The organism is Nocardia sp. NPDC004582, assembly GCF_053602115.1.
Map to the genome: position 1 here is coordinate 23,586 of NZ_JBSGCY010000032.1, position 23,608 is coordinate 47,193.

At 71.0% G+C, this 23,608-nt stretch carries 23 protein-coding genes; 16 read left to right on the forward strand and 7 right to left on the reverse strand.

Annotation, left to right across the window (positions count from 1 at the left end):
• Positions 1 to 116 precede the first annotated feature (116 nt).
• Positions 117 to 1,067, forward strand: a complete 951-nt coding sequence (locus ACWELJ_RS12250) for a serine/threonine dehydratase (RefSeq protein WP_452366220.1) — start codon at positions 117 to 119, stop codon at positions 1,065 to 1,067.
• Positions 1,068 to 1,406: 339 nt separating this feature from the next.
• On the opposite strand, the gene ACWELJ_RS12255 is transcribed toward ACWELJ_RS12250, so the two are convergent.
• Both ACWELJ_RS12255 and hemE read right to left on the reverse strand, forming a co-directional pair.
• Entirely contained in the window at positions 1,407 to 2,753 is a 1,347-nt protein-coding gene (locus ACWELJ_RS12255; protein WP_452366221.1) for a protoporphyrinogen oxidase, read from the reverse strand.
• A 486-nt stretch (positions 2,754 to 3,239) separates the two neighbouring features.
• Positions 3,240 to 4,307: a uroporphyrinogen decarboxylase gene (hemE, locus tag ACWELJ_RS12260; protein ID WP_452366222.1), complete on the reverse strand. Its 1,068-nt coding sequence runs from the start codon at positions 4,305 to 4,307 to the stop codon at positions 3,240 to 3,242.
• A gap of 74 nt (positions 4,308 to 4,381) precedes the next feature.
• Between hemE and ACWELJ_RS12265 the strand changes: the two genes are divergently transcribed.
• From ACWELJ_RS12265 to ACWELJ_RS12280, 4 genes are all read left to right on the forward strand, one after another.
• Complete coding sequence (locus tag ACWELJ_RS12265; RefSeq protein WP_452366223.1) at positions 4,382 to 5,008, forward strand: DUF3000 domain-containing protein; 627 nt, start codon at positions 4,382 to 4,384, stop codon at positions 5,006 to 5,008.
• Positions 5,009 to 5,210: 202 nt separating this feature from the next.
• Positions 5,211 to 6,455 (forward strand): HRDC domain-containing protein, encoded by a 1,245-nt coding sequence (locus ACWELJ_RS12270; RefSeq protein WP_452366224.1) that lies wholly within the window; start codon positions 5,211 to 5,213, stop codon positions 6,453 to 6,455.
• A gap of 171 nt (positions 6,456 to 6,626) precedes the next feature.
• Positions 6,627 to 7,187, forward strand: a complete 561-nt coding sequence (locus tag ACWELJ_RS12275; protein WP_452366225.1) for a hypothetical protein — start codon at positions 6,627 to 6,629, stop codon at positions 7,185 to 7,187.
• Positions 7,188 to 7,272: 85 nt separating this feature from the next.
• A complete protein-coding gene (locus tag ACWELJ_RS12280) occupies positions 7,273 to 7,797 on the forward strand; it encodes a hypothetical protein (RefSeq protein ID WP_452366226.1) in 525 nt (174 codons plus the stop codon).
• A 44-nt stretch (positions 7,798 to 7,841) separates the two neighbouring features.
• Here ACWELJ_RS12280 and ACWELJ_RS12285 read toward each other — a convergent pair whose 3' ends face one another.
• Both ACWELJ_RS12285 and dxs read right to left on the reverse strand, forming a co-directional pair.
• Entirely contained in the window at positions 7,842 to 8,645 is an 804-nt protein-coding gene (locus ACWELJ_RS12285; protein ID WP_452366227.1) for an enoyl-CoA hydratase, read from the reverse strand.
• 131 nt (positions 8,646 to 8,776) lie between these two features.
• On the reverse strand, positions 8,777 to 10,729 hold the full coding sequence (dxs, locus tag ACWELJ_RS12290; RefSeq protein WP_452366244.1) for a 1-deoxy-D-xylulose-5-phosphate synthase: 1,953 nt from the start codon (positions 10,727 to 10,729) through the stop codon (positions 8,777 to 8,779).
• A 151-nt stretch (positions 10,730 to 10,880) separates the two neighbouring features.
• Between dxs and glsA the strand changes: the two genes are divergently transcribed.
• The 9 genes from glsA (at position 10,881) to ACWELJ_RS12335 (ending at position 18,534) form a co-directional block, all read left to right on the forward strand.
• Entirely contained in the window at positions 10,881 to 12,716 is a 1,836-nt protein-coding gene (gene glsA, locus ACWELJ_RS12295) for a glutaminase A (protein WP_452366228.1), read from the forward strand.
• A 173-nt stretch (positions 12,717 to 12,889) separates the two neighbouring features.
• The gene (locus ACWELJ_RS12300) at positions 12,890 to 13,309 is read left to right on the forward strand and encodes a DUF1707 SHOCT-like domain-containing protein (protein WP_452366229.1); all 420 of its coding nucleotides are present in this window, start codon (positions 12,890 to 12,892) and stop codon (positions 13,307 to 13,309) included.
• Positions 13,310 to 13,325: 16 nt separating this feature from the next.
• Positions 13,326 to 13,508 carry a hypothetical protein gene (locus ACWELJ_RS12305; protein ID WP_452366230.1) on the forward strand — a complete coding sequence of 61 codons (183 nt, stop codon included), beginning with the start codon at positions 13,326 to 13,328 and terminating at the stop codon, positions 13,506 to 13,508.
• A 58-nt stretch (positions 13,509 to 13,566) separates the two neighbouring features.
• The gene (locus tag ACWELJ_RS12310) at positions 13,567 to 14,910 is read left to right on the forward strand and encodes a hypothetical protein (protein ID WP_452366231.1); all 1,344 of its coding nucleotides are present in this window, start codon (positions 13,567 to 13,569) and stop codon (positions 14,908 to 14,910) included.
• 16 nt (positions 14,911 to 14,926) lie between these two features.
• Entirely contained in the window at positions 14,927 to 15,508 is a 582-nt protein-coding gene (locus tag ACWELJ_RS12315) for a GrpB family protein (RefSeq protein ID WP_452366232.1), read from the forward strand.
• A 63-nt stretch (positions 15,509 to 15,571) separates the two neighbouring features.
• Positions 15,572 to 15,919: a hypothetical protein gene (locus tag ACWELJ_RS12320; RefSeq protein WP_452366233.1), complete on the forward strand. Its 348-nt coding sequence runs from the start codon at positions 15,572 to 15,574 to the stop codon at positions 15,917 to 15,919.
• A gap of 76 nt (positions 15,920 to 15,995) precedes the next feature.
• Positions 15,996 to 16,571 (forward strand): TetR/AcrR family transcriptional regulator, encoded by a 576-nt coding sequence (locus tag ACWELJ_RS12325; RefSeq protein WP_452366234.1) that lies wholly within the window; start codon positions 15,996 to 15,998, stop codon positions 16,569 to 16,571.
• Entirely contained in the window at positions 16,568 to 17,767 is a 1,200-nt protein-coding gene (locus tag ACWELJ_RS12330) for an NADH:flavin oxidoreductase (protein ID WP_452366235.1), read from the forward strand. The genes ACWELJ_RS12325 and ACWELJ_RS12330 overlap by 4 nt, the downstream gene beginning before the upstream one ends.
• Positions 17,764 to 18,534 carry a glucose 1-dehydrogenase gene (locus tag ACWELJ_RS12335; protein WP_452366236.1) on the forward strand — a complete coding sequence of 257 codons (771 nt, stop codon included), beginning with the start codon at positions 17,764 to 17,766 and terminating at the stop codon, positions 18,532 to 18,534. The genes ACWELJ_RS12330 and ACWELJ_RS12335 overlap by 4 nt, the downstream gene beginning before the upstream one ends.
• 63 nt (positions 18,535 to 18,597) lie before the next feature.
• On the opposite strand, the gene ACWELJ_RS12340 is transcribed toward ACWELJ_RS12335, so the two are convergent.
• Entirely contained in the window at positions 18,598 to 19,809 is a 1,212-nt protein-coding gene (locus tag ACWELJ_RS12340; RefSeq protein WP_452366237.1) for a pyridoxal phosphate-dependent aminotransferase, read from the reverse strand.
• Positions 19,810 to 19,902: 93 nt separating this feature from the next.
• On the opposite strand from ACWELJ_RS12340, the gene ACWELJ_RS12345 reads away from it, so the two are divergent.
• Both ACWELJ_RS12345 and ACWELJ_RS12350 read left to right on the forward strand, forming a co-directional pair.
• Positions 19,903 to 20,502, forward strand: coding sequence for a winged helix-turn-helix transcriptional regulator (locus ACWELJ_RS12345; RefSeq protein ID WP_452366238.1), 600 nt, complete (start codon positions 19,903 to 19,905; stop codon positions 20,500 to 20,502).
• Between the two features lie 98 nt (positions 20,503 to 20,600).
• Positions 20,601 to 21,284 carry an SIMPL domain-containing protein gene (locus tag ACWELJ_RS12350; protein WP_452366239.1) on the forward strand — a complete coding sequence of 228 codons (684 nt, stop codon included), beginning with the start codon at positions 20,601 to 20,603 and terminating at the stop codon, positions 21,282 to 21,284.
• Positions 21,285 to 21,424: 140 nt separating this feature from the next.
• On the opposite strand, the gene ACWELJ_RS12355 is transcribed toward ACWELJ_RS12350, so the two are convergent.
• Both ACWELJ_RS12355 and ACWELJ_RS12360 read right to left on the reverse strand, forming a co-directional pair.
• Entirely contained in the window at positions 21,425 to 22,234 is an 810-nt protein-coding gene (locus ACWELJ_RS12355; RefSeq protein ID WP_452366240.1) for a hypothetical protein, read from the reverse strand.
• A 126-nt stretch (positions 22,235 to 22,360) separates the two neighbouring features.
• On the reverse strand, positions 22,361 to 23,161 hold the full coding sequence (locus ACWELJ_RS12360) for a class I SAM-dependent RNA methyltransferase (RefSeq protein WP_452366245.1): 801 nt from the start codon (positions 23,159 to 23,161) through the stop codon (positions 22,361 to 22,363).
• Positions 23,162 to 23,608: the final 447 nt, after the last annotated feature.

The window sequence follows — 23,608 nt, forward strand, 5'->3', positions numbered from 1 at the left end:
CCATCGTAAGTTACAGTGTAACTATGGGGTCGATCGGCCCGGGGTTCCCGCAGGCCGTGCGCGCGGAACGACGCGTCCGACCGGAAATCTGACCAGATCGAGCGAAAAGAGCGCACGTGCAGTTGACCCACGCCGACGTGACAGCCGCGGCCGAACGGATCTCCGGACGCACCCGGCCCGTCGTCCTCACCCGCGCGGACACCGAGACGGTTCCGGTGGCCGGGGACGTGTGGCTGGCGCTCGAGCACATGCAGCACACCGGCAGTTTCAAGGCGCGGGGAGCCGCGAATTTCGTGCTGGCGCACCAGGAGCGGGGGCGGCTGCCGAGGGTCGGCATCACCCTGGCCTCCGGCGGGAACGCGGGCGTGGCGGGCGCGTGGGCCGCGCGACTGGTGGACTCCACCGCCACGGTGTTCCTGCCCGACGCCACCCCCACCGTCAAGCTGGCCCGGCTACGGACCCTCGGCGCGCAGGTGCTGTGCGGCAACGGCGGATACGCCGAGGCGGCCGCCGAATGCGAGCGCTTCGCCGGCGTCAGCGGCGCGCTGCGCTCCCACGCCTACGACGACCCGTACATCGCCGCGGGCGCGGGCACCCTGCTGGAGGAGATCATCGCGCAGGTCCCGGAGCTCGACACCGTGCTGGTCGCGGTCGGCGGGGGCGGGCTGCTGGCCGGAATCACGGTGTCCGCCAACCACCACGGCGTGCGGGTGGTCGCCGTCGAACCCGAGCACTGCCGCGCCTTCAACGCCGCGCTCGCCGCCGGGGCACCCGTCGACGTCGACGTCGACTCCATCGCCGCCGATTCCCTCGGCGCGCGCCGCGTCACGCCCCTGGCCCTGTCCGCGGCCGCCGCGGGCGATGTCCGGTCGGTGCTGGTCACCGACGAGCAGATCGCCTCGGCGCGCCAAACCCTGTGGGACACGCGGCGAATCGCCGTCGAGCACGGTGCGGCGACCGCCCTGGCGGCCCTGCTGTCGGGCGCCTACATCCCCTCCCCCGGCGAGCGGGTGGCGGTCATCGTGTGCGGCGCGAACACCGACCCGGCCGACCTCGTCGCACGGTGACATTCGGCGGTCACTGACATCACCGGCGGGCGTGCTCGGCGGATGTCCGGCGCCGCGGGCCTTCCCCCGCCGTGGCAGATGCCCAGGGGCGCAGGCCGTCCGCAGCGGAGCGGCAGAGCGGCGGCGCGGCAGTGCGGCGGCGCGGCAGTGCGGCAGTGCGGCAGTGCGGATCGGTGTCGGAGTTCCCCGTCGTCCACGACCGCACGCCGTCGCGGCCCGCGTCGAACGCCACCTCCCCCGACCGCCGAGGTCCAAGTTCACGGGCCGTGACGGCGGCCGGGTGGGACGGCGCGGATCGCGGTGTGTCACTGCCGGTCCCGGCCGCCTGGGGCGACCGCGTCAGGTGAGGTGGGCGGCGATGCGGGCGGCGGCCTTGCTGCCGCTGGCGGCACAGGCGGGGACACCGACGCCGTCGAGGTAGGCGCCCGCGAGGGCCAGGCCGGGGAGATCGGTTGTGGCGGAACGCAGGTCGAGGATGCGGGTCACGTGGCCGGGGGCGTACTGCGGGAGGCCGCCGGGCCAGCGCTGCACGATCGCGTGCAGGGGGCGGATGTCGGCGCCGGTGACGGTGGTGAGGTCTTCGACGGCGGCGGTGGTCAGGTCGGCATCGGACCAGGACTGGGTGGAGTCGTCGCCGAAGCGGCCGAAGGAGGCGCGGACCAGGGCCACATCGCGGGTCGCGAGGTGGGGCCATTTGCGGCTGGAGAGGGTGAAGGCCTTGGCGCGCAAGGGTTCATCGGTGGCGACGAGGACGCCGGAGTTGTCGGGCAAGGCGGTATCGACGGGGAGGGTCAGGGCCACCACGGCCGAGGAGGCGAGTTCGATACCGGCGGCCAGGTCGGCGGCGTCGGGGGCCACCTCGCGCAGCAGGCGCGCGGTGACGGGGGCGGGGGTCGCGAGCACGACCGCGTCCACCGCGCCGATCGGGTCCAGCCGCCATCCGGTCGCGGTATGGGTGAGACGGGTTGCGGCGGTGCCGATTTCGGACTTCACGTCGGCGGCTGCGCGCAGGGCGTCGAGCAGGACGCGGTAACCGTCGCGGATGCCGCCGAACACCGGGGCCGTGCTCGGGGGCGGGAGCGCCTCGGAGACGGCCTGGGTCAGGCTGGTCGCGCCCCGATCCAGGGCGGCCGCCAGGGTCGGCAGTGCGGCGCGCACCCCGATCGAATTCGACAGGCCCGCATAGACCCCGCCGAGCAGGGGGTCGACGCTGCGGCGCACCACCTGCTCACCGAAACGGTCACCGACCAGCTCCCCCACCGCGACATCCGTGCCCGGCTCCCAGCGCAGCGGCCGCCCCGGCTCCGCCTCGACCCGGGCCAGGGTGCGCGCATCCACCAGTCCCGCAAGCGATTCCGGCGCGGCGGGAATGCCCATCAGGGTGCGTTCGGGCAGGCGATGCCCGGTCCCCTGCGACCACACCAGCGGCCGCTTCCCGGCCGGGAACACGAGCTGATCCTCGATCCCCAACTCCCGCATCAATTCCGGGATCTCGGGCCGCCGCCCCACGAAGGCCTCGGCGCCCAGATCCACCGGATCACCGTCGATGTCGACCGTCCGCAGGATTCCCCCGACGCGGTCGCGTTCCTCGACGAGCACCAGTTCCGCCGACTCCCCCAGGGCCCGCCGCAGCCGGTACGCGGCCACCAGCCCGCTGATCCCGCCACCGACCACCGCGACCCGCATCGACCACTCCTCGTCCGCTCGTCATCGCCGCGAACGCACGGCCCGCGGCGCGCGACCCGCACCTCGACGTCGAGCCGCTCCGACGCCAACCTACTCCCGCCGCCCGGCCCGGCCCGCGTCGGTGCCGCGTCCGCGAGCGGGTTCCCGCGCGCCGGCGCTCACGTTTCCGCCGACCCGAACCGGTCCTCACCATCGTGCGGGAACACCCGGTCGGTGCCGCGTCCGCGAGCCGGTTCCCGCGCGCCGGCGCTCACGTTTCCGCCGACCCGAACCGGTCCTCGCCAGAGTGCGGGAACGCCGAGGGAGCATCCGCCGGACCGGCTCGTATCGGTCGTCCGTGACCACACGAGCGCGACCGAGCGCTCGACCGATCTTCGACAGTGCGCGAGCGGGGACCGGCGGCTGCGGCCGGGTCCTTCAGCCCGACACGCTCGTGGGTGCGGCAGGCGGCGCCGGAGACCAGCGCTCGGGCCCGCACCGCCGTCGTCAGAGCGGGGTGGGCAGGCTGTGGATCAGGGCGACGGTGTCGGTGATGACCGACGGGTCGGTGTTGGGGAGGACGCCGTGGCCGAGGTTGAAGATGTGACCCTTCGCGCCGAGGGTGATCGCCTCGTCGGCCTCGCGGGCGATGCGGCGGACCTCGGCGTCGATGGCGGCCGGACCGGCGAACAGGACGGCCGGATCCAGGTTGCCCTGCAACGCTTTTCCGGGGCCGACGCGACGGGCGGCCTCGTGCAGCGGGATCCGCCAGTCGACGCCGACCACGTCCGCGCCCGCTTCGCCCATGGCGCCCAGCAGTTCTCCGGTGCCCACACCGAAATGGATGCGCGGCACGCCCGCGTCGGCGATCTCTGTGAAGACCCGTTCCGAGTGCGGCATAACGTATTCGCGGTACTGGGCCAGCGACAGCGCGCCCGCCCAGGAGTCGAACAGCTGCACCGCGTCCACGCCCGCGGCGATCTGCGCGCGCAGGAATTCGATGGTGATGTCGGTGAGCACGCCCAGCAGCTGGTGCCAGGTCTCGGGGTCGGCGAGCATCATCGCCTTGGTGCGCTCGTGGTTCTTACTGGGCCCGCCCTCGACCAGGTACGACGCCAAAGTGAACGGGGCACCGGCGAATCCGATGAGCGGGGTCTGGCCCAGCGCGTCGAGCAGCAGCTTCACGCCCGCGGTGACCGCGCCCACGTCCTCGGCGCGCAGCCGCGGCAGCGCGCGCACGTCGGCGACGGTGCGCACCGGGTTGGCCACGACCGGGCCGACACCGGCCACGATGTCGAGGTCGATGCCCGCGGCCTTGAGCGGAACCACGATGTCGGAGAACAGGATTGCCGCGTCGACATCGTGGCGGCGGACCGGCTGCATGGTGATCTCGCACACCAGTTCCGGGTCGAAACACGATTCCAGCATGCCGATTCCGGCACGCACCTCCCGGTACTCCGGGAGGGACCGACCGGCCTGTCGCATGAACCACACCGGACGCCGGTGCGGCACGCCACCGGTGGCGGCGGCGAGGAGCGGGGCATCGGTCAGCTGGCGGCGGGCGTGAGTAGTCATCGCCGCCCATCGTAAAGGGGCGCGGCGGCGCGCCTCGCACTGCTGGGTGCCCGAGGGGTCTACGGTTGCGTTTCGTGACACCGCTCGACTTCCGCGACGGCGCTGCCCCGACCCCGGAGCCCGAAGAACCAGCTCGGTTCCGCGCCGCGGTCGAGGCCATGGGAACCGCATCAGTGCATCCCCGCATCGAACTCGCACCGATCCGCCCGCCCCAGCGCCTGGCGCCGTACTCCTACGCCCTCGGCGCGGAAGTCACGCGACCCGACAGCAATGTGGTGCCCGTCGACTCCGACGGCGACGCGTTCGGCCGCCTGATCCTGCTGCACGACCCGGCCGGGCAGGACGCCTGGCACGGCGTGTTCCGCCTGGTCGCCTACTGTCAGGCCGATATCGACTCCGCGCTGGCCGCCGACCCCCTGCTGCCCGAGGTGGCGTGGAGCTGGCTGGTCGACGCCCTGGACTCGCGCACCCCGTTCACCGCCCTGGGCGGCACGGTGACCGCGACCAGCTCGGTCCGCTACGGCGACATCGCCGGGCCGCCGCGCGCCCACCAGCTCGAGGTGCGGGCGTCCTGGACGGTCACCGACACCAATCTGCGCCCGCACGTGGAGGCCTTCTGCGAGGTGCTCGCCTACGCGGCCGGGCTGCCGCCCGCCGGGGTCACCCGGCTGGACGTGCGCCGAGGCGAGGGCGCCGAGTAATTGCGGCCCCGGTCGCGCCCACCGATCGCCGAATTCCCGCCCGGCCGGGCGGGAAACCCCCTCTCGCCTGCGAGAACATCTGTACTGCAACGAAATCGACACCCGGTGAGTACGATTCCCCATGGCCCGACGCAGTGTCACGGCCGGTCGTTTCACCGACGTGACGCGGCTCGCCCTTGCCCAACCCGTAGAGTTCAAGACCATGTCCGTACCAGATGAACCCGAAGCCACTGCCGCGGTACCGTTGCTCGCGCCAGTGGACGGTGTACCGCCGGTACTGGACTCTGCCGCCGAAGTGGCCGCGGCCGCCCGCCGCCTCGCCGCCGGCACCGGCCCGCTCGCGGTCGACGCCGAGCGCGCCTCCGGCTTCCGCTACTCCAATCGCGCCTACCTGATCCAGCTGCGCCGCGAGGGCGCGGGCAGCTTCCTCATCGACCCCATCCCGGTGGACAATGAGCTCGCCCCGCTCGCCGACGCCATCAACGGCCTGGAATGGGTGCTGCACTCCGCCGACCAGGACCTGCCCGGGCTGGCCGAACTGGGGCTGTACCCGGCCGAACTGTTCGACACCGAACTGGGCGGGCGCCTGGCCGGTTACGAGCGGGTCGGGCTGGCGGCCATGGTGGAGCGGCTGCTGGGCCGCGAACTGAAGAAGGGCCACGGCGCGGCCGACTGGTCCACCCGCCCGCTGCCCGACGACTGGCTGAACTACGCCGCCCTCGACGTCGAGTTACTCCTCGAACTGCGCGCCGCCGTCGCCGCCGACCTGTCCGACCAGGGCAAATCAGAGTGGGCCGCACAGGAATTCGAGCACGTCCGCACCGCCGAACCCGCCGGCCCCAAGGCCGACCGCTGGCGGCGCACCTCCGGCATCCACACCCTGCGCCGCACCCGCCAGCTCGCCATCGTCCGCGAACTATGGACGACCCGCGACCGCCTGGCCCGGCTGCGCGATGTGGCCCCGGCCCGCATCCTGCCCGACTCGGCCATCGTCTCCGCCGCCACCAACGAGCCCAAGACCATCGCCGCGCTGCGCGCCCTGCCGATCTTCGGCGGCCCCCGTCAGCGCCGCTACTCCCGCGAATGGCTCGGCGCCGTCGAACGCGCCCGCGCCCTCCCGGACACCGAGCTCCCCCCGCTCACCCAGCCCTTCGACGGCCCGCCCCCGGTCAATCGCTGGGAGCGCCGCGACCCGGCCGCCGCGGCCCGCCTGCAACGCGCCCGCGCCGCCATGACCGAACTCTCCACCGAGGTCGCGGTCCCCGTCGAGAACCTCCTCACCCCCGACCTGCTGCGTCGCATGTGCTGGGACGGGCTGCCCAAGTCGGTCACCAACGGCGAGGCCCCGACCCTCATCGAGGACTTCCTCTCCGCGGGCGGCGCCCGCCCGTGGCAGCGCGCCCTGACGGTCCCCCGGTTGAGCGAAGCCCTCTACCCGAAGGGCTGACCACAACGCCGTGGCCCCGGTACGCCGGGGCATCCGGATTCCTGGGCCGACCGCGGAATCATCGCCCAAGGAAGTTGGGGCACACCGGTTTTCCGAAGTGGACTCCTTTCAGAATTGACGAACGTTAGATTCTGTCGACCCCGCACCGAGGGGCCGAACGAGGAGTCCACCATGCCCGCCGAAAGCCTCCGCCCCGCCCGCCGAATCGGCTGGGGCACAACACTTGTGACCATCACGGCGGCGCTCACCGCCCTGTCCGCGCCCACCGCGACCGCCGACCTCGCCCAGGAAGCTCCCGGGATCTGGGACTGCTCGACCAGCCCCTGCACAGAACCGTCGACCTACGTGGTCGGACACCCCTACATCTTCTCGACCGGTTCGCCCGGGGGCACCGACGGCTGGCAGTCCATGGATGCCGCGGCGGACTTCTACGACAACGGCAAGTGCATCGGCAGCGTCAAGATGCCGACCTCCGGCGGCCCGTCCGTCACCTGGGTGCCGACCACCGCCGGGCAGCACAAGCTCACCCTCTCGATCCTCACCGTCCTCTGGCCGGTGCTCGTGCACCCGGACGACACGATCCCCGTCACCGTGGTCGCCGCGCCGCCGGGATCCCCCGCCCCGACGCCCCAACCACAGCAGGGCACCTGCGTGACGTTCGGCAGCAGCAGCCTGGGCGCCGGAACCGGCAGCGGGAACCTGATCCCCGGCAGCTCCGGCCTCGGCCACTGATCCCGACCGCAGACAAGGACCATTCACCATGCGTGACACACTTCGCTCCGGCCGCCGAATCGGCTGGGGCACAGCACTTGTGAGCATGACAGCGGCGATCACCGCGCTGTCCGCTCCCACCGCTCTCGCGGACGTCGGTCCGGTCCAGATCCTGGCCTGCCCGTCCGACCCGGCCGCGTCGACCCCGTGCGTGACGCCGGGGTCGTATGTCGTGGGACAGGCCTACACCATTTCCGCGTCGTACGGGACGGACTACGGTCTCGACGGGGCGCGGATCAACCGCTTCGTGGATGCCTTCGACAATGGCGCATGCGTCGCGGGCACCCTGGCGACCGCCACCGACGGGATTCACAACTACACGCGCATCACCTGGGTTCCGGCCACCTCGGGAACGCACAAGATCCGCGTGATTCAGGGCTCCGACTTCGCCGACACCACCGTCACCGTCGTCGCCGCGCCACCGGGGTCGGTCAGCGTGACGCCGCCCGCGCAGGCCGCTTGCCACGGGGACGGCACGGTCTCCGGTAGCGCCGCGCTCCCCAAGCTCGTCATCGGCCCCAGCTCGGGCAGCTCGCAGCTGTTCCCGACCGGGAGCGCCGGCCTCCGGTGATCCGTCCCTCGGCTCGGCAGGGAGCCGAGGGATCCGGCCGTCGCTCAGTCCAGGAAGTTGGGTGGGCGGCGGTCGCGGCGCGCGCGGACGGCCTCGTCGAAGTTCTCGGTGGTGAGGCGGACATAGAGCTGGGCCATGCCCTCGGTCTGCATGTGGGATTCGAAGCTGCCCGCTTCCAGGCCGCTCCACAGCAGGCGCTTGGTGAGTTCGCCGCCGCTGCGGCTCCAGCGCAGGATCTGGTCGGCGGTGTCGTAGGCCGCCTCGAGGAGTTTGTCGCCGGGGACGACGCGGGAGACGATGCCGATGCGCTCGGCCTCGGTGGCGTCGACGTCGCGACCGGTCAGCATGATCTCGAAGGCGCGGGTCGAGCCGATGGCGCGCGGCAGCGTGTAGCTGATGCCGAGTTCGGCGGCGGTGAGACCGTTATTGATGCCCGCGGCCCGGAAATACGCGTCCTCCGAGGCGATTCGGATATCGGTGCCCATGGCCAGGCAGAAGCCGCCGCCGATGGCCGCGCCGTTGATGGCGCTGATCACCGGCTGATGCATGCGCTTGATCGTGAGCATCACATTGTCGAGCAGTTCCATCGAGCGGCGGCCGATCGTGGTGCGCGTCAAGCCCTCTACACCCGGCACCTTGCCCGCGTGCTGCAGATCCGCGCCCGAGCAGAAGCCGTGACCGGCGCCGGTGAGCACGACCACGCGCACCTCGTTGTCGGCGGAGACCTCCTCGAGGGCCTCGCGCAGCGGCACCATGACATCGAACGCCATGGCGTTCATCCGCTCCGGCCGATTCAACGTGACCAGCGCGATCTGGGGACGCGGCTTCTCGACCAGCACAAACGACATCCGAACTCCTGACCAGAAAACTGTAACCTGTTACAGAATCTACGCGAGAAGTCCAGCTCCACATAGAAAACGGACCCGCGATCCGAGGATCGCGGGTCCGTGAGCCGGTTACCCGGCGACAATCCGCCCGGCTACTCCACGGCGGGCAGCAGCGCCTCGGCGAGATCCTCACCGGCGGCCGTGAGGCCGCCGTCCGAGGCCGCACCGAGCCAGCCGTGCACGCGCTGCGCCACCTCACCGGGCACCAGGCCCAGATCCTGGTGGATCTTGCCGCGCGCGGAATGGTCCAGGAAGTGCTGCGGCACACCGAGATCGCGGGCGGGCACATCGACACCCGCGCTGCGCAGCCGCGCGGACACCGTCGAACCGATACCGCCGTGCAGACCCGAATCCTCCAGGGTGACCACGAGCCGGTGGTTGCCGGCCAGCTTCACCAGCGTGTCCGAGACCGGCAGCACCCAGCGCGGGTCCACCACGGTCACCGAAACACCCTCGGCCGCCAGCAGATCCGCGACCTCCAGGGCGAGCCCGGCGAAGGCGCCGACCGCCACCAGCAGCACATCGGCGTGCACCGCATACGCGGCGTCACCCGTCTCGGGCAGGCGCAGCACATCGACACCCTCGAAACGCTCCACCGCCTCGATCTCCTCGACGGCGGCGCCCTTGGGGAAGCGGATCGCGGTGGGCCCGTCACTGATGTGCAGGGCCTCCCCCAGCTCCTCGCGCAGGCGCACCGCGTCCCGCGGCGCCGCGACCCGGATGCCCGGCACGATGCCGAGCACCGACAGGTCCCACATGCCGTTGTGCGAGGCGCCGTCGTCACCGGTGATCCCGGCGCGATCGAGCACCAGCGTCACCGGAAGCTTGAGCAGCGCCACATCCATGAGCAGCTGGTCGAAGGCGCGGTTGAGGAAGGTGGAGTAGATGGCCACCACCGGGTGCAGACCGCCCAGGGCCATTCCGGCCGCGGAGGTCATGGCGTGCTGTTCGGCGATGCCGACGTCGAACATGCGGTCCGGGAAGCGGTTTCCGAACGGTGTCAAACCGGTCGGTCCGGGCATGGCGGCGGTGATCGCCACGATGTCGTCCCGCTGCTCGGCCTGCGCGATCAGCTCCGACGAGAACACCGAGGTCCAGCTCGGCGCGGACGGGCCGCCCACCGGCTCACCGGTCTCCGGATCGATCCGGTTGATGGCGTGCATCTGATCGGCCACGTGATCCTCGGCCGGCTTGTACCCGCGACCCTTCTGCGTCACCGCGTGCACGATGACCGGACCACCGAAGTCCTTGGCACGACGCAGCGCCGCCTCCAGCTGGACCTGATCGTGCCCGTCGACCGGGCCCACGTACTTGACCCCGAGATCGCTGAACAGCTCCTGCGGGGCGACCGCGTCCTTGATGCCGGTCTTGATGGCGTGCAGCATCGAGTACGCCGAATCCCCCACGCGCGGAATGCTCTGCACGATCCGCTTGGTGGCGTCGAGCGCGTGCTCGTAGGCGGGCTGGGTGCGCAGGCCCGCGAGCCGCTCGGCCAGGCCGCCGATGGTCGGCGCGTAGGAACGGCCGTTGTCGTTGACCACCACGATGACCGAACGGTCCGGTCCGGCGGCGATATTGTTCAACGCCTCCCAGCACATGCCGCCGGTGAGCGCGCCGTCACCGACGACGGCGACCACGTGCCGCTTCTGCCGGGTCAGCGCGAACGCCTTGGCCAGCCCGTCGGCGTAGGACAGCGCCGCGGAGGCGTGCGAGGACTCCACCCAGTCGTGGGCGCTCTCGGCGCGGCACGGATACCCCGACAGCCCGCCTTCCTTGCGCAGCGTGTCGAACCCGTCCTTGCGGCCGGTCAGGATCTTGTGCACATAGGCCTGATGCCCGGTGTCGAAGATGATCGGGTCGGCAGGCGAGTCGAAGACCCGGTGCAACGCGATGGTCAGCTCCACGACGCCGAGGTTCGGCCCGAGGTGCCCGCCGGTGACGGCGACCTTGCGCACCAGGAACTCGCGAATCTCCTCGGCCAGCTCCTGCAGCTCCGGTACCGACAGCCGGCGCAGATCCTCGGGCATGTCGACCCGGGAAAGCACTCCCACGGCTATTGCTCCCTCCGGATGTCTCCAATGTTTGCAACAGTCTACGGAGCCCTTTCCGGCCCCCGATGCCAGGAACGAAACGCCACCTGCGACATCCGTAACAGATGTGAGGCTCAACACAGATTACGCCGGTTACGCTGGGCCTGTGGTCCCCTCCGGCGGCGTCGTGGCCCGCATCATCGACGAAGTGTACGAGCTCTGCCGCGCCGACACGTCGGGAACGCTCGCCGACTACATTCCCGAACTCGCCGCCGTGCAACCCGATTCGTTCGGCATCTGCCTGGCAACCGCGGACGGGCGGATCTACGGCAGCGGAGATCTGGACGCCGCCTTCACGATTCAATCGATCTCCAAGCCCTTCACCTACGCGCTCGCCCTCGCCGATCGGGGTCCGGCCGAGATGGCGCGCCGCATCGACGTGGAACCGACCGGTGAGCCGTTCTACGAGATCAGCCTCGACCCGCAGACCCAGCGGCCGCGCAATCCGATGATCAACGCCGGGGCCATCGCGGCGGCCGGACTGGTCAAGGGCACCGACGCCGCCGACCGATTCGCCCGAATCCGGCGCAGTTACAGTCGATTCGCCGGACGCGAACTCACCATGAACGAGGACGTGTACGCCTCCGAGGCGCGCACCGGATTCCGCAATCGCGCCATCGGGTACCTGCTGCGCGGGGCCAACATCATCGACGTCGACCCCGACGAGGCGGTGGACCGCTACTTCCGGCAGTGCTCGATCGACGTCACCTGCCGCGATCTGGCCGTGATGGCCGCCACTCTCGCCAACAACGGGGTCAATCCGCTCACCCGAGAACGGGCGCTGACCGGACCACTGGTCGAACAGGTGCTCTCGGTCATGACCACCTGCGGCATGTACGACGCGGCCGGCGACTGGGTGACCACCGTCGGACTGCCCGCCAAAAGCGGTGTGGGCGGCGGCATCCTGGCGGTGCTGCCGGGACAGATCGGAATCGCGGTCTACTCACCGCGATTGGACGCGCACGGCAGCAGCGTGCGCGGAGTCAAGGCGTGCCGGGAACTGTCGGCCCGGCTGGGCCTGCACTTCCTGCACGTGACCCGGGCCGCGCACACCGCCATCCGGACCGCCTACACCGTCGCCGACGCGCCCTCCCGGGTGCGCCGCGACCCCGAGGAACTGGCGGTGCTGCGCGAGTTCGGCGACCATGCGCGCGTCTTCGAACTGCACGGCGACCTGCTCTTCGCCGGAGCCGAATCCGCCGTGCGCGCGGTCGAGGACACCGCCGGCGAGCTCGAGGCGCTGGTACTGGACCTGCGCGAGGTCGGCGACGTCAGCCCGATCGCCGTCCGAATGATCGAGGACCTGCGCGGTGAGCTGGCCGCCGCCGGGTGCCCGGTGGGGCTGGTCGATCCGGACGCCAAACTCGGGCAGCTCGCCTCCAGCCTGGACCCCGCCGACGTGCACGGGCGGGTGTTCATCGACCGCGACGCCGCCACCGAGTGGTGCGAACAGCTGGTGCTCGACCGGCATTGTCCCGGCGGCCAGGAACGACCGGCCGCCTTCACCGTGGACGCGCATCCCGCGCTCGCCGATATGCCCACCGACGAGCGGGAGCGGCTGGCCAAGGAATTCGAGACCCGCACCATCGCGCGCGGCGAACTCATCGTCCCGCGCGACAGCGAACGCTGCGGTCTGTTCCTCATCCTCGACGGACGCGTGCGGTTCACCTTCACCGACCGCGACAACCGCCGGCACCGGCTGATCACCCTCACCCCGGGCATGTCGTTCGGGGAGACCTCGATGCTGGCGGACATGCGCTACGCCAACGACGTGTACGCCGAGACCACCGTCCGGCTGGCCGTCCTGCCGCCCGCGCGTTTCGACGAGCTCACCGATCAGGCGCCGCAGATCAAACTCGCGCTGCTGGAACGGCTGGCGGCCGCCGCGTACGCCCAGGCCGACGCCGCGGTGCGAGCCGTCTCGGCACACGGCGGGGTCTGACCGCCGACGTACTCCGCCGACGCCCGCCGGCCCGAGGGCTCATGCGCCGGCGCGGCGCGCGGTGTACGTCGGCGGGCGTACGCCCGATTACGCAAACGCGTGCAGGCGCGCCGCCGGGAACGCGCCTACGCTGGCGGACAACGAAATTCCTTCCCTCCCACGAGGCGGATGTCATGACCGATTTCGATCCCGCTGTCTACGGACCGCCCACCGTGCGTGTCGGCACCGCGGAACGCGAGCAGGCGGCCGCGGCGCTGGGTGAGCATTTCGCGGCGGGCCGCCTCGACCTCGCCGAATACGACGACCGGGTGGGACGCGCCTACGCCGCGAAAACCGCCGGCGAGCTGGCCGTACTGTTCGCCGACCTACCCCGGCCGCAACCCGCGGCCCCGCAGGTCCCGGCCACCCCGCCCACCCCGCGCCAACCGCTGCCGCTGGTGCCGATCGGGGCGGGCGCGCTGGTGGTGCTGGCGTTCGTGTTCGCGATCGTCACCCACGTCTTCCCATTCTTCCTGTTCCCGGTGCTGTTCTTCGTGTTCGCGCGGGGCCGGCGCGGCTACGGCTATCACGGTCCGCGCTACCACCGCGGCTGACGGTTATGGTGGATGCGTGGGTGTATTCGGCGAACTGTTCCCCGGCAAGAAGCTCGAGGACGACGGCAGCGAGGACGGCGGCGGCCAGCTGCACCGGCCGCGCGTGAGCCTCGACCTGGACGCCGGCGTCATCCGGGTGTCCCCCGCGACCCCGCCCGCGCCCGCCGCCGATCCGGACGCGCCCGCCGAGCACGCCTGATACCCAGCCGCTAGGGTTGGCCCCGACAGGCGACGAGCCGGGACAGGGGCGAAACACCGTGACCGACAACCATGATCAGTGGCGCAACCCCGACAGCCCGGCCACACCCGCGCACTCCCCGCAGGACCCCAACCTCGCCTGGGGCGAGCAGCCGACCACGAATTACCCTGGGCACCAGCCGATCCCACCGGACCCGACCATGGTCCACCCGGGCTACAACCCGACCGCGGCGCACCCGGGACCAGCGCCCGTCCCGAATCACCCTGGCTACGAACCGACCGCGGTGTATCCCGGCCAGCCCCCTGTCCCCCAGCCGGGGTACGACCCGACGGCGGTGTACCCCGGCCAGCCGCAGGCACCGAATCATCCTGGGTACGAACCGACCGCGGTCTACCCGGGGCAAACGCCGATTCCGAACCAGCCCGGCTACGAACCAACCGCGGTCTATACCGAACAGACGCCGATCCCGAATCAATCCGGATATGCGCCGACGGCGGTATATACCGGGCCGCAGCCGATTCAGGGATATCCGGGGCAGGATCCGGCGGCGATGTATCCGGGCCGGCCTGATCCCGGCTACCCGGCCGGGACGTACCCGGGTCAGCAGTCGGCACCGAATTACCTTGGCCAGCAGCCCATTCCAGGGTACGGCCGGCCGCAGCCCGCGCCGGGCGGCGGAGGCAACCGCACCTGGATCGTGTGGGCCGCCATCGTCGCGGTGATCGTGGTCGTCGGCGGCGGGATCGCGGCGTACGCGCTGACCCGCGACTCGTCGGGCTCCACCACCGCCGCGCCCAGCACCACCGCGGGCCCGGCTCCCACCAGCCGCTCCGGCGGCCCGTCCACCACCGGGCCGTCCAAGTCCGGTGCGCCCAAGCCGGGTGCGGGGACGGTGGTCGTTCCGGCGTACGGCATCAGCTACGACGTGCCGAAGGGCTGGGCGGTCGGCGACCAGTCCGAGACCGTGCCGCAGACCGGGCTCGACGGCTCGTTCATCGGCCGCGGCAAGGCCACCGAAGGCGGCGGCTACTGCCCCGGCTCGGCGTACCGGTCGCTCGCCTACGTCACCCGCGCCGACGGCAGCGATCCCGCCGCGGCCGCGCTGAAGGTCGCGAAGATCTCCGCCCAGGGCGGCTACATGGACATGACCGGCGGCGCCCCGAGCGCACCCACCGCGGTCACCACCCAGAGCGGCATCGCCGGCCAGCAGGTGGAGACCTCCGGCAGCTGGAAGCCCTCCCCGGCCGGCTGCACCACGACCACCTACTCGATCTACACCTTCGCCTTCACCGGCCCCAAGAACGCCCTGCTGGTGCTGGCCGTCCTCGCCGACCGCGGCACCTCCGGCGAACTCGCCGCCGACCAGGCCAAGCAGATCATCGCCAGCATCCGCACCTCCTGACCCCTAGGCTGCGTTCATGGCCACCATGGACGACGACGCCATCGCCGACGCCTTCGTCGTCGAGGTGCGGCCCTACTCGGTGCCGGTGATCATCGAGGAGTACGACCCGCATTGGCCCGCCCACTACGAGGCCGAGGCGACGGCGATCCGGGACACCTTGGGCGCGAAGGTATTACGGATCGAGCACACCGGGTCCACGTCCGTCCCGGGTCTGGCCGCCAAACCCGTCATCGACATGCTGCTCGTGGTCGCCGACACCGCCGACGAGGCCGCCTACGTTCCGGCCCTCGCGGCCCTCGGCTACACCCTGCGCGTGCGCGAACCGGACTGGTACGGGCACCGCTGCCTGGTCCGGCGGGTCGAGGACGGCGCACCGCGCAGCGTCAACCTGCACGTCTTCTCGCCGGAGCTGGGCGCGCCCGAGATCGAGCGCGTGCTCGCCTTCCGCGACCGGCTGCGCACCCACGACGACGAACGCGCCTATTACGAGCGCACCAAACGCGAACTGGCGCAACGCGAGTGGAAGTACGTCCAGCACTACTCCAACGCCAAGAGCGACGTGATCGAGGAGATCATCGCCCGCGCCCTGCGAGGCTGACGCCCCGCCGACTCCCCGAGCGCGATCCATACGCTCCCCGATCCCGATCCATACACTGAGGCGATGCCCCTCGTCGAGGTGACCCACAGACCGGAGCTGCCCGAGACCGTCCTGCGCGAGCTGGGCGAATGGCTTCCGCACCTGGTCTCGGTGGCGGTCGAATGCCCCGAGGAACCCTACGACGGCGACCTGCTGCCCGGCGATGTGGAGATCCGCTTCCGGCCGCTGGGCAAGTTCGACCGGTCCGGCATGGACCTGGTCATCGAGATCCGCTCGAAGTATTTCGCCACCCGCGCCGAGAACCGTCAGGAACGCTGTGACCGGCTGCTCGCCGATGTCGAGAAGTTCGTCGAGGGCCGGATCGGCGTCTATCTGACCATGCCGGTCGCCGCCTGGTCGCAGAGTGAGTGACCGCTCATCGGGACCTTTCCAACACTGTTTCAATCACTGATTGAAATCCTGATTGAGACGTGTTTCACTGCTTGGCATGGTCGAGAAGGTGTCCGCGGGAACGCGGGAACGGCTGATCGCCGCCGCTGAACAATTGCTGCTGACCGAGCCGTACGACGAGGTGTCGGTGCGCGCGGTGTGCGCGGCCGCCGGAGCCAATCCGGCGGCGGTGCACTATCACTTCGGGTCGAAGGAAGCGCTCGTCGGCGCGCTCATCGAGGATCGGCTCGGCCCCCTGTGGGTCGAGGGTCTCGCACAGGCGAAGGGCGGGCGGGATTCGGTGCCCGCGGTGGTGGACACCATCCTCGCGCCGTTCGTCGAACTGGCCGCGGATCCCTTGGGGCGCTTGCATTTACGGCTGCTGGCCCGATTCGTGCTGGGGCGGCATCTGACGACGTGGCGGGGACCGTGGTTCCAGATGGATTCCTGGGCGCGGCTGCTGCCCGAACTGCGGCCGAGCCAGGCCGCCCAGCGCTGGATGCTGGCCTTCGACCTGATCATCATGCGATTCGGCGCACCCGAGATCGAGGATCACGGGATGCCGGAATCGGCGCTCACGGCCCTGCGTGAATTCGTGGTGGCCGGACTCACCGCACCGGGAGAACAACGATGAACGATATCTTCGCACCCGCGAAACTCGGCCCGATCACCTTGCGCAACAGGGTGATCAAGGCCGCCACCTTCGAAGGCCGCACCCCCGAGGCGCTGGTCACCCCCGAACTCGTCGACTTCCATCGCGAGGTCGCCGCGGGCGGGGTCGGCATGACCACGGTCGCCTACTGCGCGGTCGCGCCGGGCGGGCGCACCGACCGCCACCAGATCTGGATGCGCCCCGAAGCCGTGGCCGGACTGCGCGAGCTGACCGACGCCGTGCACGCCGAGGGCGCGGCCGCCAGCGCCCAGATCGGGCACGCCGGACCGGTCGCCAACGCCGCCTCCAACCGGGTGCCCGCGCTCGCCCCCAGCGCGATGTTCAGCCCGCTGAGCATGAAGGCCATGAAGGTGCCCGGCGACGCCGAGATCCGCGAGCTCATCACCGCGCACGCCAACGCCGCGCTGCTGGCCGAGCAGGCCGGATTCGACGCGGTCGAAATCCATTTCGGCCACAACTACCTGGTCAGTTCCTTCCTGAGCCCGCTGCTCAACCGGCGCGGCGACCGCTGGGGCGGGCCCCTGGTCAACCGGGCCCGGCTGGCCCGCGAAATCGCCTGCGCCGTGCGGGAAGCCGTCGGCGACCGGCTCGCGGTGACCGCCAAACTCAATATGGAGGACGGCCGCCGCGGCGGGCTCACCATCCCCGAGAGCGTGCAGGTCGCGGCCTGGCTCGAAGCCGACGGCGCGCTCGACGCGCTCGAATTGACCGCGGGCAGTTCACTGCTCAACCCGATGCTGCTGTTCCACGGCGACGCGCCGCGCAAGGAATTCGCCGAGGTCCTGCCCGGTCCGGCGCGGCTGGGCTTCAAGGTGGTCGGGCGCGCCTTCCTCAAGGAGTACCCGTATCAGGAGGCGTACCTGCTCGAGCGGGCCCGCCAATTCCGCCGGGAACTGTCCATGCCGCTGATCCTGCTGGGCGGCATCACCAATCTCGACACCATGAACCTGGCCCGCGCCGAGGGCTTCGAATTCGTCGCCATGGGCCGGGCGCTGCTGCGCGAACCGGACCTGTTGCGGCGCATCCAGTCCGAGGCGGGCACCCGGTCGGCCTGCGTGCACTGCAACAAGTGCATGCCCACCATCTACACCTCCACCCGCTGCGTGTTCCGGCCGGAGCGGACGATCATCGATTTCGACGGAAGGCAGCGAGCATGAGCTCAGGCTCGAACGGACACGGCACGCGCGGGCGGCTCGACGGGCGGGTAGCCCTGATCAGCGGCGGCGCATCGGGAATGGGCGCCTCGCACGCGCGGGCGTTCGTGGCCGAGGGCGCCTCGGTGCTGATCGGCGACATCTCCGACGAGGCGGGCACGAAACTGGCCGCCGAACTCGGCGAGGCGGCGGCGTTCATCCATCTCGACGTGACCAGCGCCGCCGACTGGCGGGTCGCCGTCGACGCGGCGGTGGAACGCTTCGGCAAACTGGATGTGCTGGTCAACAACGCGGGCATCCTCGACTTCGGCCCGCTCGGCGAATACACCGAACAGCAGTGGCAGCGCGCGCTTTCCATCAATCTGACGGGCCCGTTCCTGGGCCTGACCGCCGCCCGTGACGCCCTGGTGGCGGCGCGGCCGGCGTCGGTGGTGAACATCTCCTCCGCCGCGGGCATCCAGGGCGTGCCGGGCGCGCACGCCTACACGGCCTCCAAGTTCGGGGTGCGCGGGCTGACCAAGTCCGCGGCGATCGAACTGGCCCCGCACGGGGTTCGAGTGAATTCCGTGCACCCCGGCGGCATCCTGACCCCCATGATCGGCGTCCCCGAGGGCACCACCGCCGATCGCGCGGCCAACCCCCTGGCCCGCCTGGGCGCCCCCGAGGAAGTCACCGACGTGGTCGTCTTCCTGGCCAGCCACGAATCCAGCTACTGCAACGCCGCCGAATTCGTCGTAGACGGCGGCATGACCGCCGGCCGCCCCGCCTGACCCGCCGAGTGGCACACGCTGGAGGCGGAATCAGACAAATCCCCTCCAGCGTGGGCCACTCGACTACTGCTTGTAGGTGGCGAGGAAGCGGCCGATGCGTTCGATGATGGCTTCCAGTTCGTCGGCGTGGGGCAGGGTGACGATGCGGAAGTGGTCGGGGCGGGGCCAATTGAAGCCGGTGCCCTGGACGATGTGGATCTTCTCGCGGAGCAGCAGGTCCAGGACGAACTGTTCGTCGTCGTGGATCTTGTAGGTGTCGAGATCGATGCGTGGGAAGGCGTACAGCGCGCCCTTGGGCTTCACGCACGAGATGCCGGGGATCGCGTTGAGCGCCTCCCACGCCCGGTCGCGCTGTTCGCGCAGGCGGCCGCCGGGGAGGGTCAGGTCGTAGATGCTCTGGTGGCCGCCGAGGGCGGCCTGGATCGCCTGCTGCGCGGGCACATTCGCGCACAGGCGCAGACCGGCCAGCATGGTCAGGCCCTCGAGGTAGTTCTCGGCGTGCTCGACCGGGCCGGAGACCACCAGCCAGCCGCCGCGGAAACCGGCCGCGCGGTAGGACTTCGAGAGTCCGGAGAAGGTCAGGCACAACACATCCGGGGCCAGGGCGGCGGTGGCGGTGTGGGCGAGGTCGTCGTAGAGGATCTTGTCGTAGATCTCGTCGGAGAACACCACCAGGTTGTGGCGGCGCGCGAGCTCCAGCATCTGCCGCACCACCTCGGGCGAGTACACCGCGCCGGTGGGGTTGTTCGGGTTGATGATGACCAGGGCGCGGGTGCGGTCGGTGATCTTGGATTCGATATCGGCCAGATCCGGCATCCAGTCGGCCTGCTCGTCACAGATGTAGTGCACCGGGCGGCCGCCGTTGAGGGCGGTGGCGGCGGTCCAGAGCGGGAAATCCGGTGCGGGAACCAGGACTTCGTCGCCGTTCTCCAGCAGCGCGGTCATGGCCATCATGATCAGTTCGGAGACGCCGTTGCCGAGGAAGACCTGCTCGACGTCGACCTCGCTCAGACCCAGGGTCTGGTAGTACTGCACCACCGCGCGCCGGGCCGAGAGCAGGCCCTTGGACGAGGAGTAGCCGCTGGACTGCGGCAGGTTGCGGACCATGTCCTGGAGCAGTTCGGCGGGCGCTTCGAAGCCGAAGGGCAGTGGGTTGCCGGTATTGAGCTTCACGATGTGATGCCCCTCGGCTTCCAGCCGTGCGGCATGCTCGGCGACCGGTCCACGGATCTCGTAGGACACGCCCGACAGCTTGCTCGACTGCTTCACCTGCATGAACGACCTCTTCTCGGTGTGGTTGCCGCACACTCTACTTGGAAATTCCAAGTTTGCACTTTGTTTTTCCAAGTTGTTGGTTACAGTGGGATCGTGCCACGCCGAAGCTACGACCACTACTGCACCGTGAGCCGCGCCCTCGACATCGTCGGCGACCGGTGGAACCTGCTGGTGGTCCGCGAACTCTGTTCGGGCCCGCGCCGCTACAGCGACCTGTTCGCCGACCTGCCCGGCATCAGCACCGACGTGCTGGCCGCCCGGCTCAAGGACCTCGAGCGTGACGGGATTCTCACCAAACGCCGCACCGGGCCACGCGCCGGCACCGCCCTCTACGAACTCACCGACTCCGGCGCGGCCCTGCGCCCGGTCCTCGACACCCTCTCCGCCTGGGGCACCACCCAGCTCGGCGAGCAGCGCGCCACCGACGCCGTGCGCGCCCACTGGTTCGCCCTCCCCCTCGGGCGCGCGGTCGCCGAACTCGTCCCCACCGGCACGGTCACGGTTCGCATCGGCGACACCGCCTTCCACTACGTGATCACCGAGACCGGCCTCACCCACCACGACGGACCCGCCGACGCCGCCGACCTCGACCTGCGGCTCGATCTGGCCGCGGCCGGCGAGATCGCCACGGGCGCACGCTCACTCGCCGACACCATCGCCGAGACCACCGGCACCGGGCATCCGGCCGCCTGACCTGAGCCGTCGGGCGCCGTCCGCGCGGCACGGGCGAGCGGTCACCCCGCGTCGGTAGCATCGGCTGGGTTGCGCCCGCATCGACCGAGGAGGACCGCGTGACCAGCGATAACGTCGGCACCATCACGATGATCGGATCCGGGAGCGCCGGTGCGACACCGGACATCATGCGGGTATCGATCTCCGTGGACACCCGGGCCGACACCGTGGCCGCCGCCTACGCGCGCGCCGGGGAACGGGCCGACGCGGTGATCGGGTCACTACGCGGGGACGGCGTGCACGGACGCGACATCTCGACCAGCGGGCTGACCGTGCGCGCGGAAACCGTGTGGACCGACGGCAATCGGGAGAAGCTGGTCGGGTATTCGGCGGGGACATCGCTGACCGTGACACTGCGCGACATCGCCGGGCCCGACGGGGAAGCCAAGTCCGGCAAGGACGATGGGCCCGCCGCGATCATCGCCCACGCCGTCGCCGCCGGAGGTGATGATGTCCGGCTGGGCGGGCTGACGCTGACCGTGGCCGACGAGGAAGCACTGATGGTCCGCGCCCGCGACGAAGCCTGGGACCACGCGGTGAGCAAGGCCGAACAGTACGTGACGCGGGCGGGCCGCACACTCGGGCCGGTCCTCGAGATCACCGAGAACATCACCGGACCCACCCCGGCCCCGCGCATCGCCTTCGCGGCCGCCGCGAAAGCCGCAGGCGCACCGGCCATGCCGGTGGAGCTCGGCGAGAGCGAGATCTCCACCAGCATCCGCGTCACCTGGCAGCTCGCCTAGCAGCGAATCCTACTGTCACCGAACCGGAGCCGCCCGGGCTCGACTCGACAGCCAGGCGCAGCTCACGGTCCGGCGCTGAACCCGGGTGACCGGCTCGGCAGCACGACCGAACCACCCGTGAGGAATCCCCCGCGCCCGAGTCAGTGCTGGACTTGGGCCAAGAGCGCGGTGGCGTGGACGAGGGTCAGCTGCACGCGGAATCTGGTGGCGTCGGCGCGAGTTCGATGCGGGAACGGGTCCTCGTCGGTCAGGCCGCGCAGGTCGTGCAGCAGACGGGTGCCCTCGGCGACGGTGAGGCGGCCGGTGTCGACGAGGTGGCGGACATTGCGGGTGCCGTCGAGGTCGCCGGTGCCCGTGGCGTAGGCGGTCACCTGGAGCAGGGCCGAGCGCAGGCGCTTCTCACACGCCGGAAAACGGCCGCGCCCATGGTGTTTGACGGCGGCGCGCAGGTGGTCGAGGGCGGTCTGCTGGCCGCGCACCTCCAGTTCGGTCTCCAGCAGGGCGACCCGGTCGGCGAGGCGCACCGGCAGCTCGCCGGTGGGTTTCAGGCGGCAGCGCACGGTCCCGTCGGGACCCTCCCCCGTCACCCGGTCGATCTTCATGCGGTACCCGTCGGCCAGCAGCGCCCGGCGCAGCTCCGGCATCCACGCCGGAAGGCTCTTGCGCTGCAACGATTCCCCCTGCAGGAAACGCGCCACCGTCACCTCGACCAGATCCAGCAGCGCCCGATCGGCCTCCGCGTTCCCGGCCTGCGCCGCGATCCGCGCCCCGTACACCGGACTCACCAACCGACCCCAGTAGCTGTCGGCGTTCACCCACATCGGGACCCCGTACTCCGGCCGCTTGAGATCCACCCCCAGCAGCAAGGCCTCGAGCGAATGGAACTTCGACTGATCCCCGTAGATCAGCTCCAGGATCGACGCCACAGTCGGATCCGACAACGTACTCATGGGCAACATCTTGGCCCAGGCCCCGAAGCCGCCGCCCGCCAACCCACCTGCGCCACAACAAGATCAGGGAGCGGTCGGCGCGGGGAATCGGGCGATTCCCGCGGCGACAGCTCCCTGATCCCGGAGTCAGCGCTCGAAGACCGCGATGCACTCCACGTGATGGGTGCCCGGGAAGGCGTCGAAGACCCGCAGGGCCACCGGGTGGTACCCGACGGATCGGTAGAGGCCGACGTCGCGGGCGAAAGCGGCCGGGTCGCAGCCGATATGGATGATGCGGCGCGGGGAACGCTCGCTCAGGGCGTTGACGACATCCTTGCCCGCGCCCGCGCGCGGCGGGTCCAGGACCACGACATCCGGTGCGGCGCCGGACTGTTCGTGAATCCAGCGCTCGACCCGGTCCGCGGTCAGATCCACCCACGGCAGATCCCGCAGCGCCGCCCGGCCCTCGGTGACCGCGGTGCGCGCGAACTCCACACCGTGCACGAACCCCGCGTCTCCGACCCGCCCGGCCAGCCGCGCCGCGAACACGCCGACACCGCAGTACAGATCCCACACCAGCGCACCCGGCGCGGCATCGGCCCACTCGGCCACCACATCCGAATAGCACTGCGCCGCACCGTAATGCGGCTGCCAGAACCCCGTCGCCGACAACTCCCACCGGCGCTCGGCGACATACTGCACCGCGCGCCCGGTGCCATCCACCACCCGCTCGGTGCGGGCACTGTGCGCCGCCGCCCGCCGCGCCGCGGTACTGCGCCGATCCCCGCCGCGACCGCCCCGCTCACGCCGCTCCCGCCGTCCACTCCGCTCGTCCCCGGCGGGCGCGACCTCGACCAGATGCCGCATCCCGTCCCCGTCGACAGCCACCACCAGATCGGCCCCGGGCGTCCACTCCCGTTCGGCGATCCCCTCCATGGCTCCCGCCATCGGCTGCGGGCACCGCAGATCCGCGATGACCTCGGTGCTCCGATACCGATGCACCCCGGCACGGCCGTCGGCGTCCACCACCAGCCGCACCCGGCTGCGCCAGCCACCGGCATACGCGTCCGCCGCCGGCGAACCGACCGGCCGCACGCCACGTCCGGGCCCGGCGTCGGGTGTCGCCGGACTGCCGATGAGGGCGCTCGCGACATGCGTGGCCACTCCCCCGACCCGGCCCGGCGCGACACCGGTGACCGCGGTCGTGTCCGGGCGTCCCCCGGCGCGCGACTCGGATACCCGTCCTGACCGAGACTTTGCGGGCACGGCAGGCTCGGGCACCTCGGCGGCACCCGCGGTCGGCTGCGATTCGGGGCGCGAGCCCGCCAGCAGGCTCGCGCCGAGCCTCGTGGTCACGCCACGGGTCCGTCCGGAACTGCCCGGCAGGGCGATCAG